Source organism: Fluviicola sp., from assembly GCF_029266855.1.
Taxonomy (GTDB): domain Bacteria; phylum Bacteroidota; class Bacteroidia; order Flavobacteriales_D; family Crocinitomicaceae; genus Fluviicola.
Genome location: NZ_JAQSWB010000010.1, coordinates 102,042 through 120,808, shown reverse-complemented (window position 1 = coordinate 120,808; position 18,767 = coordinate 102,042). Strand labels below are relative to the sequence as shown.

Genomic DNA, 18,767 nt, shown 5'->3' with positions numbered 1-18,767 from the left:
GTACTGCCCTTTTGAGGGTGGGAGAGTAAGTCGATGCCACTTTTAACAAAACCCTGTCCGTTTTTCGGATGGGGTTTTTTGCGTTTATGTGTTTTTCTTAGGAAGTAATCTGAGGGAAGACTAACTATGCGAAATTAAAATGGGGAAAGATTTGTGGGGATAAAGCGCAAGCCACTCAATCAAGCAGGAAGTACTGCAAATGATCTGTTAATTCAGTAATGTCTTTTGCCTTTTTTACTTTTCGATACAACTGGTTTCCATCCGAAAGACTTTCGCTGAGATATTCCCAATAGGATTTCATTTTACTCAAGGCATAACCTCTATCCGGATTGCAGTTCAAAAGACTGTTTGTAAGGTGTTCCGAAAGCAGCATGAGTTTATTGCGATATACATCACCGGAATCAATCGTTCCAAACTTGATTTCTTCAAACAAACCGGGATTAACCATTGCCCCTCGTCCTATCATCCAGGATTGAACAGTTGAAAATTTAGTTCTCAGAAAATCAAACTCTTCATTAGTTGTAATGTCACCATTATATGTTAATGAGTGATTCGTCAGGGATATACATTCCATAAACCGCTCATGATCACAGCCACCATTATATAATTGCTTGGCATAACGGGCATGAATGATGATTTCTGTTAACGGATAATCATTTAATCGTGGAAGGATCTCGAGAATCTCAGCTGTACTCTCAAGTCCCATTCTCATCTTAACACCTAATCCTATTTTAAGTTTTGGGAATATAGTGTCAAAGAGTTTGAAAAGATCAGATGGTTTGTTTAGAATCCCGGCTCCCAGGTTTCTGTTTGTAACCATTGGATAAGGACATCCCATATTCCAATTTACTTCTGAATAACCCAGGTCTTCAATATAGTCTGACATGGTAAAAAACTCCTGCTCACTACATGCCATGAGTTGAGGAATGATGTTTATCCGGGGATTATTTTCAGGAAGAATATCAATTTTCGGAGCGTTTTTAATGGTTCCGTCATTGTTTAGTTTTAGATAAGGGGCATAGAACTTATCTACACCTTTGAAAATGGCGATGTGTGCATTTCGAAAATGATAATCAGTGTATGTCTGCAAAGGCGCTAAGGCTAATTGCATACCGGTTTAAGGATTTGAAACACTCACAGGAATGATTTTCCCATGAAAGTATTTTCCATGATTCAATGTGAAATCTACAATGAATGCAGCGATTTCGTCTGGCTGATGAGGAGCTTTATATCCTGGAAAAGCCTCTTCCATCATTTCGGTTTGAACCGCACCCAGGCATAAGCAATTAATAGAGATTCCTGAATTCTTAAATTCTTCAGCAAGTAATTCTGTTAATGAAACCAATGCTGCTTTTGAGGTAGAATATGCTGCTAAACCGGGAAATTTGGAACTTCCCTGGAACCCGCCTATGGAGGAGATCATAACAATATGCCCTCCTGGTTTCATTTTAGGAATACAAATTTGAGTGATTTCCATGACAGACATCACATTGACCTGGTAACAGTTTTGAATATCTTCCCGGGATAACTCCAGGAAAGGCTTTACCGCAATAAAACCGGCATTGTGAATTAAGTAATCAATGTGATCGATCCCTGAAATAGCTTTTTCAAAGTCAGACTTAATTGTTGGGCTTAATAAATCCAGGTGGATAAAATGAATGTTGTTTTCAGAAGCATTTTGAAGACTTCTGGCAAAACCAAAAGTTTCCAGGTTCTTATCAGCAAATTGTTTGACTAATTCTTTACCAATTCCCCGGCTTGCCCCGATCACTAAAACATTCTTAGACATCAAAATCCAATTTAAGAACTTCACTTGTCGGATGTGCCTGGCAGGTTAAAATATAACCTTCTTTTACTTCTTCATCCGTCAAAGCATAGTTAATGGTCATTTGTGCACTTCCTTCTATAATTTTAGCTTTGCATGTACAGCAAACACCTCCTTTACAAGAATAAGGAACATCCATTCCCGATTGATCCAGTGCATCCAAAATACTTTTCCCATTTGTACTCAATTCAATGCGCTGAACTTCTCCATCGAGGATAGCACTTACCTGAGAAACTCCTTTAAATACGCCAACAACTGTTGTCTCTTCTTGTTTCATCAAAACAGGAGTGGTAAATAATTCGAAGTGAATTTTCTCTTTTGCAACTCCAAAGACATTCAAGACTTCCTGGATTCCCATAATCATCTCTTCAGGACCACAGATGTAAAATCCGTCTGCTCTGAGAAGAGATAATTCGGATTTAATCAATTCGCTTACATGTTGTTTGTCCAATCTACCCTCCTGGTGGCCTTCATTCTTTTCCTGGCTAAAGAAAAAAGTAGAAGTAACGTTGGGAAATGCTTTAATCTCATCAATGAAGAATGCGGTATCCATTTTTGAATTCCCATAAATCAAGCGCATTTTCTGATTTTCGCCTAATGATTTTGCAAATGACATGAATGGAGTAATTCCACTCCCGGCAGCAAAACACACAATATTTGGAGCTTTTGGATCAAGTTTGAAATTTCCCAAAGGAAAATCCAATTCAATTTGATCTCCGGCCTTTAATTCATTTACAAGGTAATTCGAAACAAGACCTTTGTCAATTGCCTTAACTGCAACTGCAAGGTGTTTCTCGTTTGGTCCGCTGCAGATAGAATAGGATCTGCTGTATTTTGTTCCATTCAAGCTGACATGGACATTTACGTATTGTCCGGGCTCATAAACAAATTGATCTTTTAAATCAGCGGGAATTTCAAAATGAATACGACTGCCTACGGCTGTAATTCGCTCGTTATTTGCAACTGTAACGATTCCGGAACGAAGTTTCTTCGAACCTGAATCTTTCTTGAATTTAGAAAATAAGCCCATAATTAATCGTCAAATGATACTGTTAATTTTTCTGAAGTAGGATGCGCCTGACAAGTTAAAATATAGCCTGCTTCCACTTCATCTTTCTCAAGTGCGTAATTGACATCCATCACCGCACTTCCTTCCAATATTTTAGCTTTGCAGGTACAGCAAACACCGCCTTTACATGCAAATGGCAAATCCGCCCCGGCAGCATAACCTGCTTCCAAGATAGATGTACCGGCTGTATTTAAATCTACTTCTATATGATCTCCATCCAAAATGATAGTCACTTTGGCCAATACGTCCTGATCTTTCGGAACAATAATTTTGGTTTGGGAGCCCGCCGTTTTTGTTCCAAATAATTCGAAATGAATTTTATTTTCCGGAACACCTGATTCCATCATTGCATTCTTCACGGCGTGGATCATATCTTCCGGTCCGCAAGTGTAGACTGCATCAATGTGTTCACCCCGAAGTAAAGTTCGCCCGATCAACTCCACTTTTTCTTTGTCTATTCGACCTTTTTGAAGTGGATTTCCCAAACTTTCGCGGCTTAGGACATGAATTAATTGAAAGCGATTAATGTATTTGTTCTTTAAAGCTTCTAATTCCTCTCTGAAAATGATGCTGGCAAAGCCCTTATTACCGTAAACAAGCGTTACGGTGCTCATTGGTTCCTCCGAAAGGATTGTTTTTGCAATTGATATAATAGGTGTAATTCCACTACCGGCTGCAAAAAGTGCATAATTTCGCGAAGCTGAAATTTCGGGAAGAAGTTGGAAATGCCCGCTAGGAGTCATTACATCCAAAACTTCTCCGGACTTCAGATCCGTTGTTGCCCAAGAAGAAAACTGACCGTCTTCCACACGCTTCACAGCAACCCGTAATTCACCATCTTTCGGTGTAGTACAAATTGAATAAGAACGTCTGAGTTCCTCCCCGTTCATTATCTTACGAATGGTAATGTATTGACCGGAAACAAACTGATAATCATTTGTTAAATCGGAAGGGATTTCAAAAGCAATTGAAACAGTGTCATCAGTTTCCTTTCGGACATCTTGAACAACTAAAGGATGAAACTTCGGAGTCATTTCTGGTTTTTGAGTACAAAAATAGAATTTAATTCGTCTTGAACAGTAGATATTTTAGGTGACTTTCATCAGATTGTTCCATTATTAGTTATTTTTTGGAATCAGCTGACAGCTTGAGATTTGAGAATTTAGTTCAATAAAAAATGTGAAAAATTTGCCTACCTTGATTTAAGTCACTAACTTTCTTCGTCACAAGTGCAATAAATATGACACAGATAACCGCGCTTACGGAAGGAGTTTTGATTAGGGTTTCCACTCAGTTTCGGGCAGATGTTTCTCAAACTACGGACTCAAGTTATTTCTTCAGCTATCGAATTGATATTGAAAATCAAAATCAGTTCACTGTTCAATTGCTTCATCGCGATTGGTTTATTTTTGATTCCCTGAATCCAACGATTCACGTGAGTGGAGAAGGTGTTGTCGGACAACAGCCCGTATTGGAATCAGGAGAATTATATCAATATACCAGCGGTTGTGAATTGAAATCGGAAATGGGCTCCATGCATGGGTTTTATACCTTTAAGAATATAGAAACGGGGCAGCTGTTCAAAGTTGATATTCCTGTTTTTCAATTGAATTTCCCGGGAAAACTTAATTAAATTGTTTCCTGGTTTTGTTGAGTTTAATGAACAATAAAATGACAGCGATAGACAAGCCGATTACAGCGATTAAAAGCAGGTAAACCTGGAAAGAAGATTCACTCTTAATTTCTGCCGTTTTAAATTCCTCAAAGTCAGTCCTCCAAATTTCATGTTGCAGGTTTGTCAGATCTTCATCATCTGAACTCTGCTGGAGTTTTAGGTCACCTGAAATGGCAATCGCCTGTTCCAAATGTTTGGTAGATTCATCAAATTGCTGCATTTCCTTGTAGACCTGTGCAATTGCCAATAAACCATCTTTTTCTTCTTTTAGGAGTGAATTTCTTTTAGCCAGGTCAGTCGATTTCTGATACCAAAAAAGTGCTTTTGAATATTGTTCGATATAAAAATGGTAATCTCCCAGATTATATAAACTTTCTGAAATGGATTTCACGTCATTTACCGATTCCCTTAATACCAAAGCTTTTTGGAAGTGAACCCGTGCATTTGTCGTATCTCCTTTTTCAAAATAAACGATGGCCAGGTTGTTTAAAGCATGTGCTTTTGGAGAAGTCAGGTTTGTTTTCCGGGCCATTTGGTATGAAAGCTTAAAAAACTTTTCTGCCAGGCTGAATTTTTCTGAAATCCTGTAAATATCACCCAAACGGGCATAAGCTGTACTTAATCCACGATAATTCTTTGATTTAACAGCTTTTGAAATATAATCCTGGTATGTTTTAATAGCCAGTTTCTCTTTGTTTTGCAAAAGATATGCTTCAGCCAAAGAAATAATCCCTTCTGTTTTATCAGTTGACTCTATGTTGTCCTTATTATATGCAATAGCTTTTTTTGCCCAGAGCATGGAAGAATTTCCATCATCCAGTTTTCGATAACCGGAAGCGATGATTCTGCATACATTACTCAACAATGCCATGTCACCTCGTTCCTGCAAGCTTGGAAGTGTTGCTTTAGCCATCACAATTCCATCATTTATCCGGCCGTTCATAACATAAAACTCGGCGAGTGTTATTTTCCCGAATTCAATGGCAGGCTGATAATGATTGTCTATTCCATAAAAGAAGAGGGTCTCACCAACCATCCGAAGCGAATCAATGGATTCTGATTGATAATACAGACTTAGCTTTTTAGCGGCTTCAATTCGCTCACTTTCATTCCCTTTGTTTAGTAGTTCCCATTGTTTTTTATAATCATAGGATTGAGCGAATGACCAGAAATGAGAGCACGCTGAAAAAAGAATAATGGATACCAGAATCTTCATAAGTGAGTTTAAATACAATATACCAAACATAAGAACAATCTTTTGAATTAACCATGGAAGTTCAATAATATGCCTTGAATCTGATGCTTGAACTCAAAGCATTATGTGTACATTTGTAATGCAAAAATGTATACTATGTCAAACGCGTTATTTACGGTTCCTAAAGCAATTAATGAACCAGTGAAGGCTTATGTTCCGGGAAGTTCCGAGCATACAGCTTTGATCTCTGAATATAAAAAACTCCTGAATCAGGAACCAATCGATATCCCGATGTATATCGGTTCTGAATTGGTTAAGACCAATAATAAAAAACCGATGTCTCCTCCGCACGATCACAAGAAAGTGTTGGGACATTTCAATTACGGTGATGCATCACATGTTTCGATGGCTATTGATGCTGCGATGAAAGCTCGTGAACAATGGGCGAATTTACCATGGGAACAACGTGCGGCAATCTTTTTGAAAGCAGCAGATTTACTTGCCGGACCTTTCAGAAATAAAATGAATGCTGCAACGATGTTGGGGCAATCCAAGAATGTAATGCAGGCAGAAATTGATGCGGCTTGTGAATTGATTGATTTCTTCCGTTTCAACGTTCAATATATGACGCAGATTTACAAGGATCAGCCGGAATCACTGCCTGGTATGTGGAACAGATTAGAATACCGTCCTTTGGAAGGATTCGTTTTTGCTCTTACACCATTCAATTTTACGTCAATTGCAGCAAATTTATGCGCAGCTCCTGCGATGATGGGTAACGTTATCGTTTGGAAACCTGCTGAATCTCAAATGTATTCTGCACAAGTGATTATGGAAGTTTTCAGAGCAGCTGGTGTTCCGGATGGAGTCATCAATATGATTTCTGTCGATGGGCCCGTTGCCGGAGATGTCATTTTCAAAAGCAAACACTTGGCTGGCTTACACTTTACGGGTTCAACCGGAGTTTTCCGCCATTTGTGGAAAGAAATCGGGAACAATATTGAAAATTACAGAGCTTATCCGCGTATCGTTGGTGAAACAGGAGGAAAGGACTTCGTAATGGTTCACAAAAGTGCAAATGCGGCTGAAGTAGCAACCGCTTTATCCAGGGGGGCATTCGAGTTCCAGGGACAAAAATGTTCTGCGGCTTCCCGTTCATATATTCCATCGAATCTTTGGGCGGAAGTAAAAGAAATTTTGGTGAACCAGGTGAAATCATTCAAAATGGGTTCCCCGGAAGATTCATCCAACTTTATTAATGCGGTAATCGATGAACGTGCTTTTGATAAAATTGCAGGGTTTATTGATTATGCAAAAGCACAATCTGATGCGGAAATCATCGTTGGTGGCGGATACGATAAATCCTTGGGATATTTCATTGAACCAACTGTGATTGTTACTACAAATCCTAAATTCAGAACATTGTGTGAGGAAATCTTCGGACCGGTTTTAACGATTTATGTGTATCCTGAAAACCAATTCGAGGAGACTTTGAAATTATTGGATGAGACTTCTGAATACGCCCTGACAGGTTCTATTATCTCGAATGATCGTTATGCTATTCAGGTGGCTACAAAAGCGCTTGAAAATGCTGCAGGAAACTTTTATATTAACGACAAACCTACTGGTGCCGTTGTTGGTCAGCAACCATTCGGTGGTGCTAGAGGTTCGGGAACAAATGATAAAGCCGGAGCAGCAATGAATTTATTGCGTTGGGTTTCTGCCAGAACAATTAAAGAAACATTCGTTCCACCGACTGATTACAAATATCCATTCTTGGGATAGGAAATGATAATAATTAATTGAGAAGAAGGCGTCGAAAGATGCCTTTTTTAATTTACTGTGATTTTTATGCTAAAATTGAAGGTTTAAACTTTGAATCTTTTCATCCTTAGTTAAATCACCACAGAGACGGGTTATTCAATCGGTCATCTAAATTGAAGCGAAGAAAAACTTCAAATCCACCGCGGGATTTTGATACGGGGGTCAGACGGGAAAGATTAAAATCATAGGCAAGTCCAACAGAGAATTGATGGAATTGAAAATATCCCTTTGCAACAAAAGCATCTTTGTAACGGCTAAATAACCCGAGTGCTGCGGCAACCGGTTTGATTGATCCGGTAAAATGCGAAGCTTCACGAATATTGTAGCGCAAATAAGTTCCAAACATAACTTCCGAATACTTCGACTGAAATTGCATGTAAACGGCTGGTTGTACAGCTAATGGTGTGTTGGGTACGTTGAACGAACTATTTATGAACCCCGAGATGCGCATTGCCAGTTTATCCTGTGGCAATGAAATGAAGGATGATGACGGTTGATTGGCATGGTAAGCCGCAAGACCACAATTTACATTGTTATTGATATTATTATTTACGGAATATTTCATTTTTCTGAAAGTATAGGCAATTCCGGCACCTGCATCCATAAATACGTGATTGTAGGAACCAAAACTTTCACCGCTTGCTATACCGGAGTTAATCGCATTCCCATCGAATTGACTCGCCCAGTTTCCCCTGTTGGGGTCCAAAATACGCTGATTCATTCCGCCGTAGACACCAATTCTTAAGACGCTGTATCTGCCCATTTTAAGATGGTATGCCAAATCCAGGTTAAATTGGTTGGTGGTCACTTTCATATCGCCGGCCACATCATTGAAAAAGTTTAATCCAAGTGCAACAAAACTATTGTTATCCGCATCCATACGCTGTAAACGGATATCAAAAGAAGCCGCAATAGTTTGATATGGAGAAGCAATGCTATTCCATTGATTTCTATAATTTGCAATAAGCTGCATATGGGAAAAAGCTCCCGTTAAAGCTGGGTTTAACAGCATTGGTGCATACTCGGTTTGGGCAAAATGAGTATCCTGAGCTGAAACATTTTTTGCAATGACCTGAGCCAGAAGTAATATGTAAACGGAAATCTTTTTCATCTGATTAATGTAAGATTACCTGATTTTTTAACTTCTTCACCATTAACGAGTTTCATGTCGAGACGATAAAAATAAACACCGGAATTTTGGGGTTGACCTTTAAATGTTCCATCCCAGAGAAGATCAGTGGATTGTGTTTCGAAAACCTGTTCTCCCCAACGATTGAAAATCAGTAATTGGTAGGTTTCCAAACACGGTAAAGTTCCCAATAAGCCAAAAGTGTTATTTGCTTGCGGCCCACTGTTGTTTGGAGAAAAGACATTTGGTAGTGCCAAATTGTGGCAGTCCACAAAAACATTCACGATCACCGTATCAAATCCGGTACATCCGTTCGGGTTAGATCCCGTAACAATATAATTATTTGATGAAGATGGGACGCATAAGGGATTGTCACAGTCGGCACAAGATAAATACTGATCCGGAGACCATTGATAACTCGTTGCCCCGGTGACGGTAAACGGAATTTCTGTTCCAATGTTTACACTCACAACCTCCGGTGACGCTTCCACAATTAATGATCCTGATGTACCAACAGTTATAAATTCTGTTCTGCTACAACCATTCGCATCACTGATAGAGACTTTGTAAGTGCCTGCTGCAAGTTGAGTGACCTGAGGGGAGTCTTCATCCAGATCGCGCCATGTGTAATTATATGGGCCAACTCCGCCGGAGGCTGAAACTGTAATACTTCCATTAGTAGAGGTGGAACAGTTTACAGGAATAATGACCGCGGTATAAACTAATTCGGCTGGCTCGTTTATTTTAAAAGTATCGGTAGCAAGGCACCCATGGTGATCTGTAACATCAAGATAATAAATGCCTTCGGGTATGTTTGTCAGGTTCTGGTTTGTTGAACCTGTGTTCCATGCATAGGTATAGGGTGAGGCTCCTCCTGTAATATTCAAAATAATATTTCCGGTTTGATCACCATTGCAGCGGACATGTGTCATACTGACGAGGTTGATATTTGGAATGTTGGCACTCGCTTTTACATAGATTTGAACAGTTGACACCGCGGTTTGAGGTGCACACGTATTATTACTGGTAACTGTTAATGTCAATGTTACTATATTCCCCAGGTCTCCCGGACCTGCTGTGTAGCTTGGTGAGTTCGTATTGCCGTTAATGAGAGTTCCTGTCCCATTGTGTGACCAGGAAGAAGTTCCGTATTCGGTTATTATTCCTTCAACGGTTTTTGTAGCTCCCGGACAGAGTGTATCCTGAATATTCGAATTCTGAATAGACGGCGGACCATCGATTATAAAAGAATAAGTAGCAAGACTCGTTGCAGGAATACAGGTATTATTACTTAATACTTCCATCGTTAAAGTAACAATGCTCCCCACCTCACTTAGGGATGGATAATAAGTGGGTGTTGTGGTCGTTGGATCAGAAATTGAACCCAAACCATTCCCGGTCCAATTGCAAGTTCCATTTATTGCCACAGCACCGGAAACAGTTCCGCTGCCATTTGCACAAATCGTTGCTGAACCACCGGCAATAGCTAAAGGAAGCGGATCAATATTAATAGTATAAACTGCTGATGCCGTTTGAGGAGCACAACTGTTGGTACTGGTTACTGTTAGAGTCAGTGTGATCGGATTTCCAATGTCAGATCCTACAGGATTATAAACAGGTCCTAAAGCTGTTGGGTTTGTTAATGAACCACCACCGTTATGCGTCCAATTAATCGTTCCGTAAGTTGCGGTTGCACCGGTTACGGGTGCGGTGGATGTAACACAGACAGTAGTAGTACCTCCGGCCAGGGCAACGGGTGCATGTTGAATATTTAAACTGAATTGACTACTAACTACCAATGGTGCACAAGCATTATTACTTGTGACATTCAATGTCAAAGTTACAGAGTTTCCAGCATCTGAAGGGCCTGGAGTATAAGTTGGAGAACTGGTGTTTCCATTCGTTATTGTTCCTGATCCGTTATGAACCCAGTTGGCTGTTCCATAGTTAAAGGAAGCTCCAGTAACAACATGAGAAGTACTTTCACAGATTGTAACATTACTTCCAACAGTTGCTGTTGGCAAACGATTTACATTAACGGTATAAATTGCCGTTACAGATGAAGGTGCACATGTATTATTACTTGAAACGGTCAATGTCAGTGATACAGTATTCCCGACATCTAATGCCGTTGGAGTGTATGTTGGGGTTAAGCTTGTTGAATTAATTAAACTCCCATTTCCATTGTGTGTCCAGGAAAAGGTCCCGTTTGCAGCTGATACGCCTGAAACGGTGGCGCTGGAAGTGGAACAAATATTGGATGAGTTGGAAACGGTTGCAGTTGGTAAGCCGTTAACTGTAATGGAAAAATCTGCAGTTGCAATTGCCGGAGCACAGCTATTATTGCTGGAAACTGTCATCGTGAGAGTGACAATGTTTCCCAAATCTCCTGCAGTAGGAGTATAGGTTGGATTTATTGACGTCGGATTAGTCAGGGAACCAAATCCGTTATGACTCCAATTGATTGTTCCATAATTGGCGGTTGCACCGGAAATCGTTACGGAGCTATTTTGACATACTGTAGCCATACCACCGGAAACTGCCTGGGGAAGTGGCGTAATATTTATTACATGAAATGCCTGTGCGACTGCGGGTGCACAGGAATTGCTGCTTGTAACGGTTAAAGTTAAAACTACTGTATTTCCATCGTCCAGAGGACTTGGAGTATAAGTAGGTGATGCAGAAGTTGCATTCGTCAAAATTCCATTCCCGTTATGTGTCCAGTTGATTGCCCCGAATTGTGCATTAGCGGTAGTTACCGTAAAGTTAGTGGTTGAGCATATAGAGCTTGTCACACCGTCAACTGCTATTGGATTTCCTTCGACAATGATATTATAAACAGCTTGTGCGTTATCGGGAGCACATGAATTATTACTGGTTGTCGTCAATGTTAAAACTACTGTATTTCCGGCATCAAAGGAAGATGGGGTATACGTTGGAGTTAAAGTGTTCCCGTTTGAGAGAGAACCACTTCCGTTATGTGTCCAGGAAATACTTCCATTTGCTGAAGAGGCTCCGCTAACGGTCGCTGTAGTGTTGACACAGATTACGGAAGTTCCTCCTGCAGATGCTACAGGCCCTTGTTGGACATTGATTACTGATTGTGCTGTATTCGAACAGCCGATGTCATCTGTTACTGTTAAAAAATACGTTCCGGAATTGCTTGCACTGGCATTGTTGATTGTTATGTTTGAATTTGTACTGCTAAAACTGTTCGGTCCGGACCAGTTGAAAGTCAGGTTGTTTCCTGTTCCACCTCCGGTTAGTTGAATGTTTCCTCCCTGACAAATAATCCCGGTTGGTGAAGTAGTTGCGCTTACAGTATTCAAAGTAAAGGTACCGGGAGTAAAATTCACACAGATCGAATTATTGGGATCTGTGATCATATTATTGAACAAGGTCTTTGAAGGTGTCCAGGTATTTCCCGATCCGCTGGTATACTGTGCATCGGTTGGGGATAAACATTCGTAAATAACGGAATATGAAAAGTTTCCCGTTACGGGTACCACAAATGTGTTATTCGGATAATAGGTTACAGGACTTGAAAATGTTATTGTAGCACGAACCGGAACAGCATTATTAACAACAAATGCACTGGAAATATTTTGATAACGATAACTTGTTATTCCTGTATACACGATTGTCCCTGTTACCAGGTTTGACATTCCGGCATTGTAAACCAGGCTTGACATTCCTGTACACGCTCCCCCCGAAGGAGTAGGGTTGAAACCGTTGATTGCATTGAATAAGGTATCGTTTAAGGCAAAAGCATAACAATTCGTATTGAAAGCTGGCCAGGATGTGTTGGTATGTGAATAAGTCAATCCCCCGGTCAAAGCGTATGCGAATGAAGTACCGGAACTTGGTGTAATGACTGTACCCGCCGGCGGAGAAGTTGGAACCTGAGCAAAAAGAGAATGATTCAGGAATAAAGAAAAACACGTTACTAAAAAACCTAATCTGATCATATGATGAAAAAATTAAGTTCAAAATGTAAACCGGTGGCCTTGGTGTTTCGACGAGTTGCAGTCATTGAAACAGTGTCTTGAGATAACTCATTAGACAACAAATCAATAACTTGCATACTGGTAAAGCTCATCTTCATAAATGTGTAGTTGACTAATCAATCGGCGTAAAGATACGCATTTTTGATAATAAATATTTGATACTGTACTAGTTGAATATGGTAAGCTACGAAGCGTAACCTGCAAATAACACAATGGCTAAAACCTTTTAATTTAATCACTTATCTCAGACATTTGAAATAGTCAAAAGGCTCCAGGCAATCGTTGCACTGGTAAAGTGCTTTACAGGCGGTACTGCCGAATTGACTGAGCATTCTCGTGTTTTCGGAAGAACACTGCGGGCACTTAACAATCGGAGAATCACCGAATAAAACCAGTTTATCAACTTCATTTACCGGTGGGGCTATTCCATAAGCCAATAGCTTTTCTTTACCGGCCTCACTCATCCAGTCGGTAGTCCAAGCGGGTGAAAGAACTGTTTGAATGTGAATGGTTTCGATCCCTTTTTCACCAAGTACTTCCCGGATGTTTTTTTCGATATAATTCATGGCCGGACAGCCTGAATAAGTTGGAGTAATTGTGATTTCGACTTCTTTGTCCGAAAGGACCTTCACTGATCGAACGATCCCCAGATCAATAACCGAAAGTACCGGAACTTCTGGATCCGGTACTTCTTCTAAATATTGCCATATGGTAGTTTCATTTACCATTCCATATTCGGATAAGCACGCTGCATATACTGCATTTCTGCAATTAAATGACCAAAATGCTCTGTATGTCTTCCTTGTCTTCCGCCACTTAATTTCCATTTCGAATCCGGTAATTGAAGAGTTGCTTGCTGCAATACATAGTGGATTCGCTCATTAAATGCCGGACGAAGGGTTTCTAAATCAACTGCAATTCCCTGGGAGATCAATTCCTTATCAACATCATCCATGTAGAATAACTCATCGGAAAATTTCCACAATAAAATAAGTGCATCATTTACGCGCTTATTGGATTCTTCTGTCCCGTCTCCCATGCGAATAATCCATTCGGAAGAATGTTTCCAATGATATTTGGTTTCTTTTAAGGATTTTTCTGCAATTGCCGCAAGTTGTTTATCTGAAGAATGTTGCAGAGCTTCATAAAATGGAAGCCTGAAGGTGTCAAAAATCCATTGACGAACAATCGTAACGGCAAAATCGCCATTTTTTTGTTCTACCAATTGGGTGTTGAAATACTGGTTTTCAAATCGTAAGAAAGCCAGGTCATCCGCACTTCTGCCTTTGTTTTCAGCGACTGCGGCATATTCCAAAAGACTTGTTGCCTGACCGATCAGATCCAGTGCGATATTCGTCAAAGCAATATCTTCCTCGATAATTGGTCCGTGACCACACCATTCTGAAAGTCTTTGACCCAGAATTAAGCTGTCATCAGCTATGCGTAATGTATATGTAAATAAGTTGTTTTTCATTCAATGGATTTTAGGATATTAGGATTTTAGGATATTAAGACAGGAACTAACTTTAAAAGTCCTGATGTCTTAAAATCATAGAGTCCTAAAATCAATCTTACATGTGTCCAACACCATCAGGAACCTCGTAGAAAGTTGGGTGCCGGTAAATTTTGCTGTTTGCCGGTTCGAATAATGCGTCGGAATCTGCAGGGTCTGAAGCAAATACCTGGGAAGATTCAACTACCCAAATTGAAATTCCTTCACTGCGTCTGGTATAAACATCACGTGCGTTTTCAACAGCCATTTCGGCGTCTGCCGCATGAATACTTCCAACATGTTTGTGGTTCAAGCCTTGTTTACTTCTGATAAAAACTTCCCACAAAGGCCACTCTTTTCCTGCCATTTCTTTATAATATTAAGATGCTTTTTTTGCTTTTTTCTTTTCGGCATATGCCATAGCAGCTTCTCTTACCCACATGCCTTCTTCTTTTGCTTTCACTCTTGCTGCAATACGTTCGGCATTACAAGGTCCGTTTCCGCTAACTACTTGTTTGAATTCTTCCCAGTCAATTTCCCCAAAATCGTAATGACCTCTTTCTTCGTTCCATTTCAAATCCGGATCAGGAATTGTTAGCCCGATTAATTGAGCCTGAGGAACGGATGCGTCAACAAACATTTGACGTAATTCATCGTTTGTATGTCTTTTGATTTTCCAGTCGATTGATTGCTGAGTATGAGTTGACTCTGCATCGCTTGGTCCGAACATCATTAATGCCGGCCACCAAAAACGATTCAAAGCATCTTGTGCCATCGCTTTTTGATCTTCAGATCCTTTCATCAACGTGCACATGATCTCATATCCCTGGCGCTGGTGAAACGATTCTTCCTTACAGATACGAACCATTGCACGAGCATACGGACCGTATGAAGTCCGGCACAATGGCACCTGGTTCATGATGGCCGCTCCGTCAACCAGCCAGCCAACTGCTCCCATATCTGCCCATGTTAATGTCGGATAATTGAAAATAGAAGAGTATTTCGCCTTACCTGTATGCATATCATCAATGCTTTGTTCGCGAGAAAAGCCCAGGGTTTCCATTGCACTATACAGGTATTGCCCGTGACCAGCTTCGTCCTGAACTTTTGCCAATAAAACAGCTTTGCGTCTTAAGTTCGGCGCACGTGTAATCCAGTTTCCCTCAGGAAGCATTCCAACAATTTCAGAGTGTGCATGCTGTGAAATCTGGCGAATTAATGTTTTGCGATAAGCATCAGGCATCCAGTCTTTCGGCTCGATACGGATATCTTGCTTCAGCTTTTCATTAAATGCAGCTTCCAAATCGGCTAAATTTTGTTCTTTCATATAGCTAGTTATGAGAATCAAAGATAGTGAATTTTGGTCAATTTAGCTGTATAAAAAAGGAATGTCGAACCTAAAGAGATTCGACATTCCGGGTTGGTATTGGATTTATTTTGATGAATGCATCAAAATTGGTTTGGATTATTGTACGCTGATATAATCTTGTAAGTCGCTGTAGCTTGAAGAGAAAGTAAAGGTTTCTCTTAGTAAGAAATAGTTCCCTTTGTCATAACAGCTGCCGTATGCCGCTTTTGCCCAATCCAGGCGATTGCTGTCGAAAGTGAAGGTTGCAGCGATCTCTTTGATCTGGTTTGCAGACAGGTTTGTTTTTGCCGCGTATACTTTTGCGTTTTGCAAACGGTTGCTGTCAAAACTTTCATTTCTCAAACTAGTCACGAACTGATTAAAATAATTGTTGGTGCTTTGTCCCTGGTTATAGTATCCGTCTCCCTGATAGTTTGGATAAGTTCCACAGTGATTGTTTTGGTTACCTCCACTGTAGTTCCCGTTTCCGTAATTGATGGTTCCTACGTTATTGCTCCAGCCTCCATTGGAATTTGCCAGCGGATTATTTGCCACGATTGTCATTGTTCCGTAAATATCCAATTCTGCAATTAACTGATAACCTTCCGGAATATGCAGGTTGTTCTTGAAAATGACCTGTCCGTTAAGTTTATCAACAACTTTCACCTGGGTCGTTCCACCGTATAAATTGTAAAACTGATAGGTATTAAAGTTGTTTGTTTGCGTTTGACTGGATGCGCTGACAATGAATTGTCCTTTTCTGTTAATACGCAAAAGCAATTCAGAAGCATGTGCGAATGTACAAGTTAAAAGTACGAGTGCGAATGTGAAGTAGATCTTTTTCATGACGTTGAATTTTAATAATTAGAGCATAATAAAATTCGTGCCAAAAAAATAGGGGCGAAAAATTTTCCGCCCCTATTTTTTTATTAAATTGTTGATTATTATCTGTTTATCATTACCGGCATTACCAGCATTAAGATATCCTCGTGTTCGTTTTCGGAGGTGTTTGGCATTAATAATCCTGCTCTGCTCGGTTCGCTCATCGCGATTTTTACTTCCGGTGCATCGATGTTATTCAACATTTCCATTAAGAACCTGCTGTTAAATGCAATTTCGATATCCGTTCCGTCGTAATTGCAGGTTAAACGCTCATTTGCCTCGTTTGAAAAATCCAAATCCTCAGCAGAAACATTCAATTCACTTCCGGCGATTTTTAGTTTTACCTGGTGAGTTGTTTTGTTTGCAAAGATCGAAACGCGTTTAATTGCTCCTAAAAACTGTAAACGGTCCACGATTAAGATGTTCGGATTTTCTTTTGGGATTACAGCTTCATAGTTCGGATATTTCCCATCAATCAGGCGACACATTAAAACGATGTCATTAAAAGTAAATATCGCGTTGGAATCCGTGTATTCCACCTGAACTTCCTCGTCACCACGTAAATTTGATTTCAACAAATTCAATGGTTTCTTGGGAAGAATGAATGCGGAACCTCCTGTGGCCTGACCGTCTGTTCTGCGGTATCTAACCAGTTTGTGAGCATCCGTAGCAACAAATGTAATGTCCGAAGGGCTGAATTGGCAGTACATACCACTCATTACCGGGCGCAAATCATCATTTCCTGCTGCAAAAAGCGTCTTGTTGATTGCACTTGAAATGATTTCACCTGAAATACGAATACTTGTACTGTTTTCAATAGCAGGAGTTTTAGGGAATTCTTCCCCGTTGAACCCTACCATCTTGGACTTACCGTTATCATAAACAATCTCAACTCCATATGAAGCCGGATCAATTTTGAAAGTACATGGCTGATCCGGAAGATTTTTCAATACATCCAAAAGCATCTTAGCCGGAATTGCTACTTTGCCGGATTCAGTTGCCTCAACTTCCATAGTTGTTTGCATCGTTGTCTCCAGGTCAGAAGCTGAAATGACTAATTGACTGTCTGTAATGTTGAATAAAAAATTGTCTAGGATCGGCAAAGTATTACTGGTGCTTAAAACACCGCTAATGCTTTGAAGATGACGTAGTAAATTCGTACTTGATACGATAAAATTCATACTATTGGTTATTTACGAGAGCAAATATACCAATTATTAACCCGATGAATCCTTGAAAAGGCAACTCTTTCCCGACAGTTTTCAACGAGATATTAACCTTATGGATTTGTCGCGTACCTATTCGGATTGAAATAGATATGCCCCATGATTAAAGGATTGAAGACGAAATATTGACATTTAACCACTTGTCCGTCCGGCAGTTCACACCAAAATCTGTTAATATCGTAAGTTACTTTATCTCCGAAATCATCTACTTCAGCATCACCAGTAGCCTTGATTCTGAACATTCTCAATTTCTTCTTTTCGCCTTTCGTTGTGCGAACTCTCAATTCGCAAAATGGCTTGGACCTTTTGAGGCTGTCAAGTTGCTTGTCGTTCAACTCGTAATTAGGATTTTCAAAATTTACCCGTTTGTAGTTCAGTAAATAACGGTAAACCATGTTGGTGTCGAGACTTGTTAAAAACTTACCTCCGTATTTCACTAAATATGCATTTTTGATCTTGCGGATCTCGAAACTTCTGTCAGGTCTTTCGGTGAATTTCACGTTTACCTCAGCAATGTCCTGCATTTGATAGGTGAAAATTCCCGAACATTGCCATTTTCTCGCATCAGCAAAAAAACGTGGTTCAATGATTCCTTTCATTCCTTTGATTTCGGCAATTACCGGTAAATCACTTTTTCCCGCTTCAGCAGATTCTACAAGCATATAAGTTCCGTGGTGATCTGCCGTTGAGCCACCGATGTACCATGTTTTAGTCCAGTCATCATTTTGAAAGTACTGAACTTTGATCCCGATAGTTGAAATACGGTTAATGACTGTTTTTACAGAGTTTTCAGGAACGTAACCTTTGAATCGAACATTGTAGGCAGCTTCCAGGATATTGAATACCTGAACGGGTTGTACACACCCACCTTTATCGTCTGTCCATTGATTTCCGGATCTGATCAGGGTCATTTCCATTCCGTTTGGTTCGGTAATAATGATCTTATTGACTGATGCCGTATCTTTTATTTCGAAGTTGAAAGCTGCAAGCTGTTCGTCTGATTTCCCCTTTTTGCTGATTAAACGGGAGGTGAAAATTCCAAGGATCACTAAAAGTGAAACTCCTAAAATGATGATGATAATTCTTTTCATATAA

Annotated in this window: 16 protein-coding genes; 2 read left to right on the top strand and 14 right to left on the bottom strand. The window is 40.0% G+C overall.

From position 1 onward, the window contains the following. Positions 1–175: 175 nt before the first annotated feature. Genes K0S23_RS17555 through paaE form a run of 4 tightly spaced genes read right to left on the bottom strand, consistent with a single transcriptional unit; the run spans position 176 to position 3,928 of the window. On the bottom strand, positions 176–1,111 hold the full coding sequence (locus K0S23_RS17555; RefSeq protein WP_300360086.1) for a tRNA-dihydrouridine synthase family protein: 936 nt from the start codon (positions 1,109–1,111) through the stop codon (positions 176–178). A 6-nt stretch (positions 1,112–1,117) separates the two neighbouring features. Next, the gene (locus K0S23_RS17550) at positions 1,118–1,789 is read right to left on the bottom strand and encodes an SDR family oxidoreductase (protein ID WP_300360085.1); all 672 of its coding nucleotides are present in this window, start codon (positions 1,787–1,789) and stop codon (positions 1,118–1,120) included. Beyond that, positions 1,782–2,855, bottom strand: coding sequence for a 2Fe-2S iron-sulfur cluster-binding protein (locus tag K0S23_RS17545; RefSeq protein WP_300360084.1), 1,074 nt, complete (start codon positions 2,853–2,855; stop codon positions 1,782–1,784). Before K0S23_RS17545 ends, K0S23_RS17550 begins: the two co-directional genes overlap by 8 nt. Positions 2,856–2,857: 2 nt before the next feature. Next, positions 2,858–3,928: a 1,2-phenylacetyl-CoA epoxidase subunit PaaE gene (gene paaE / locus K0S23_RS17540; protein ID WP_300360082.1), complete on the bottom strand. Its 1,071-nt coding sequence runs from the start codon at positions 3,926–3,928 to the stop codon at positions 2,858–2,860. A 206-nt stretch (positions 3,929–4,134) separates the two neighbouring features. Here paaE and apaG point away from each other — a divergent pair, with 206 nt between their 5' ends. Beyond that, on the top strand, positions 4,135–4,527 hold the full coding sequence (gene apaG, locus K0S23_RS17535; RefSeq protein WP_300360081.1) for a Co2+/Mg2+ efflux protein ApaG: 393 nt from the start codon (positions 4,135–4,137) through the stop codon (positions 4,525–4,527). Here the strand turns inward: apaG and K0S23_RS17530 are convergent. Further along, entirely contained in the window at positions 4,520–5,785 is a 1,266-nt protein-coding gene (locus K0S23_RS17530) for a tetratricopeptide repeat protein (protein WP_300360079.1), read from the bottom strand. The genes apaG and K0S23_RS17530 overlap by 8 nt on opposite strands. Positions 5,786–5,920: 135 nt before the next feature. Here K0S23_RS17530 and pruA point away from each other — a divergent pair, with 135 nt between their 5' ends. Next, positions 5,921–7,549 (top strand): L-glutamate gamma-semialdehyde dehydrogenase, encoded by a 1,629-nt coding sequence (gene pruA / locus K0S23_RS17525; protein ID WP_300360078.1) that lies wholly within the window; start codon positions 5,921–5,923, stop codon positions 7,547–7,549. 115 nt (positions 7,550–7,664) lie between these two features. Here pruA and K0S23_RS17520 read toward each other — a convergent pair whose 3' ends face one another. The 9 genes from K0S23_RS17520 to K0S23_RS17480 form a co-directional block, all read right to left on the bottom strand. Next, positions 7,665–8,699: a PorP/SprF family type IX secretion system membrane protein gene (locus K0S23_RS17520; protein WP_300360077.1), complete on the bottom strand. Its 1,035-nt coding sequence runs from the start codon at positions 8,697–8,699 to the stop codon at positions 7,665–7,667. After that, positions 8,696–12,685, bottom strand: a complete 3,990-nt coding sequence (locus K0S23_RS17515; protein WP_300360076.1) for a gliding motility-associated C-terminal domain-containing protein — start codon at positions 12,683–12,685, stop codon at positions 8,696–8,698. Before K0S23_RS17515 ends, K0S23_RS17520 begins: the two co-directional genes overlap by 4 nt. A gap of 278 nt (positions 12,686–12,963) precedes the next feature. After that, a complete protein-coding gene (gene paaD, locus K0S23_RS17510) occupies positions 12,964–13,452 on the bottom strand; it encodes a 1,2-phenylacetyl-CoA epoxidase subunit PaaD (protein WP_300360074.1) in 489 nt (162 codons plus the stop codon). Beyond that, positions 13,446–14,198, bottom strand: a complete 753-nt coding sequence (paaC, locus tag K0S23_RS17505) for a 1,2-phenylacetyl-CoA epoxidase subunit PaaC (protein ID WP_300360072.1) — start codon at positions 14,196–14,198, stop codon at positions 13,446–13,448. The genes paaD and paaC overlap by 7 nt, the downstream gene beginning before the upstream one ends. Positions 14,199–14,295: 97 nt before the next feature. Next, the gene (gene paaB / locus K0S23_RS17500; protein WP_300360070.1) at positions 14,296–14,583 is read right to left on the bottom strand and encodes a 1,2-phenylacetyl-CoA epoxidase subunit PaaB; all 288 of its coding nucleotides are present in this window, start codon (positions 14,581–14,583) and stop codon (positions 14,296–14,298) included. A 12-nt stretch (positions 14,584–14,595) separates the two neighbouring features. Then, positions 14,596–15,543 (bottom strand): 1,2-phenylacetyl-CoA epoxidase subunit PaaA, encoded by a 948-nt coding sequence (gene paaA / locus K0S23_RS17495; protein WP_300360069.1) that lies wholly within the window; start codon positions 15,541–15,543, stop codon positions 14,596–14,598. 138 nt (positions 15,544–15,681) lie between these two features. After that, complete coding sequence (locus tag K0S23_RS17490) at positions 15,682–16,410, bottom strand: DUF4476 domain-containing protein (protein ID WP_300360067.1); 729 nt, start codon at positions 16,408–16,410, stop codon at positions 15,682–15,684. Positions 16,411–16,508: 98 nt separating this feature from the next. Then, positions 16,509–17,627 carry a DNA polymerase III subunit beta gene (gene dnaN, locus K0S23_RS17485; RefSeq protein WP_300360066.1) on the bottom strand — a complete coding sequence of 373 codons (1,119 nt, stop codon included), beginning with the start codon at positions 17,625–17,627 and terminating at the stop codon, positions 16,509–16,511. Between the two features lie 98 nt (positions 17,628–17,725). Further along, positions 17,726–18,763 carry a hypothetical protein gene (locus K0S23_RS17480; protein WP_300360065.1) on the bottom strand — a complete coding sequence of 346 codons (1,038 nt, stop codon included), beginning with the start codon at positions 18,761–18,763 and terminating at the stop codon, positions 17,726–17,728. Between the last annotated feature and the right edge of the window lie 4 nt (positions 18,764–18,767).

What these genes read in the sequence shown, in the direction of transcription:
- paaB (WP_300360070.1), bottom strand. Translation starts at nt 14,583, where the DNA reads ATGGCAGGAAAAGAGTGGCCTTTGTGGGAAGTTTTTATCAGAAGTAAA.
- paaD (WP_300360074.1), bottom strand. Translation starts at nt 13,452, where the DNA reads ATGGTAAATGAAACTACCATATGGCAATATTTAGAAGAAGTACCGGAT.
- pruA (WP_300360078.1), top strand. Translation starts at nt 5,921, where the DNA reads ATGTCAAACGCGTTATTTACGGTTCCTAAAGCAATTAATGAACCAGTG.
- paaE (WP_300360082.1), bottom strand. Translation starts at nt 3,928, where the DNA reads ATGACTCCGAAGTTTCATCCTTTAGTTGTTCAAGATGTCCGAAAGGAA.
- K0S23_RS17515 (WP_300360076.1), bottom strand. Translation starts at nt 12,685, where the DNA reads ATGATCAGATTAGGTTTTTTAGTAACGTGTTTTTCTTTATTCCTGAAT.
- K0S23_RS17480 (WP_300360065.1), bottom strand. Translation starts at nt 18,763, where the DNA reads ATGAAAAGAATTATCATCATCATTTTAGGAGTTTCACTTTTAGTGATC.
- apaG (WP_300360081.1), top strand. Translation starts at nt 4,135, where the DNA reads ATGACACAGATAACCGCGCTTACGGAAGGAGTTTTGATTAGGGTTTCC.
- paaA (WP_300360069.1), bottom strand. Translation starts at nt 15,543, where the DNA reads ATGAAAGAACAAAATTTAGCCGATTTGGAAGCTGCATTTAATGAAAAG.
- K0S23_RS17555 (WP_300360086.1), bottom strand. Translation starts at nt 1,111, where the DNA reads ATGCAATTAGCCTTAGCGCCTTTGCAGACATACACTGATTATCATTTT.
- K0S23_RS17520 (WP_300360077.1), bottom strand. Translation starts at nt 8,699, where the DNA reads ATGAAAAAGATTTCCGTTTACATATTACTTCTGGCTCAGGTCATTGCA.
- paaC (WP_300360072.1), bottom strand. Translation starts at nt 14,198, where the DNA reads ATGAAAAACAACTTATTTACATATACATTACGCATAGCTGATGACAGC.
- dnaN (WP_300360066.1), bottom strand. Translation starts at nt 17,627, where the DNA reads ATGAATTTTATCGTATCAAGTACGAATTTACTACGTCATCTTCAAAGC.
- K0S23_RS17545 (WP_300360084.1), bottom strand. Translation starts at nt 2,855, where the DNA reads ATGGGCTTATTTTCTAAATTCAAGAAAGATTCAGGTTCGAAGAAACTT.
- K0S23_RS17530 (WP_300360079.1), bottom strand. Translation starts at nt 5,785, where the DNA reads ATGAAGATTCTGGTATCCATTATTCTTTTTTCAGCGTGCTCTCATTTC.
- K0S23_RS17490 (WP_300360067.1), bottom strand. Translation starts at nt 16,410, where the DNA reads ATGAAAAAGATCTACTTCACATTCGCACTCGTACTTTTAACTTGTACA.
- K0S23_RS17550 (WP_300360085.1), bottom strand. Translation starts at nt 1,789, where the DNA reads ATGTCTAAGAATGTTTTAGTGATCGGGGCAAGCCGGGGAATTGGTAAA.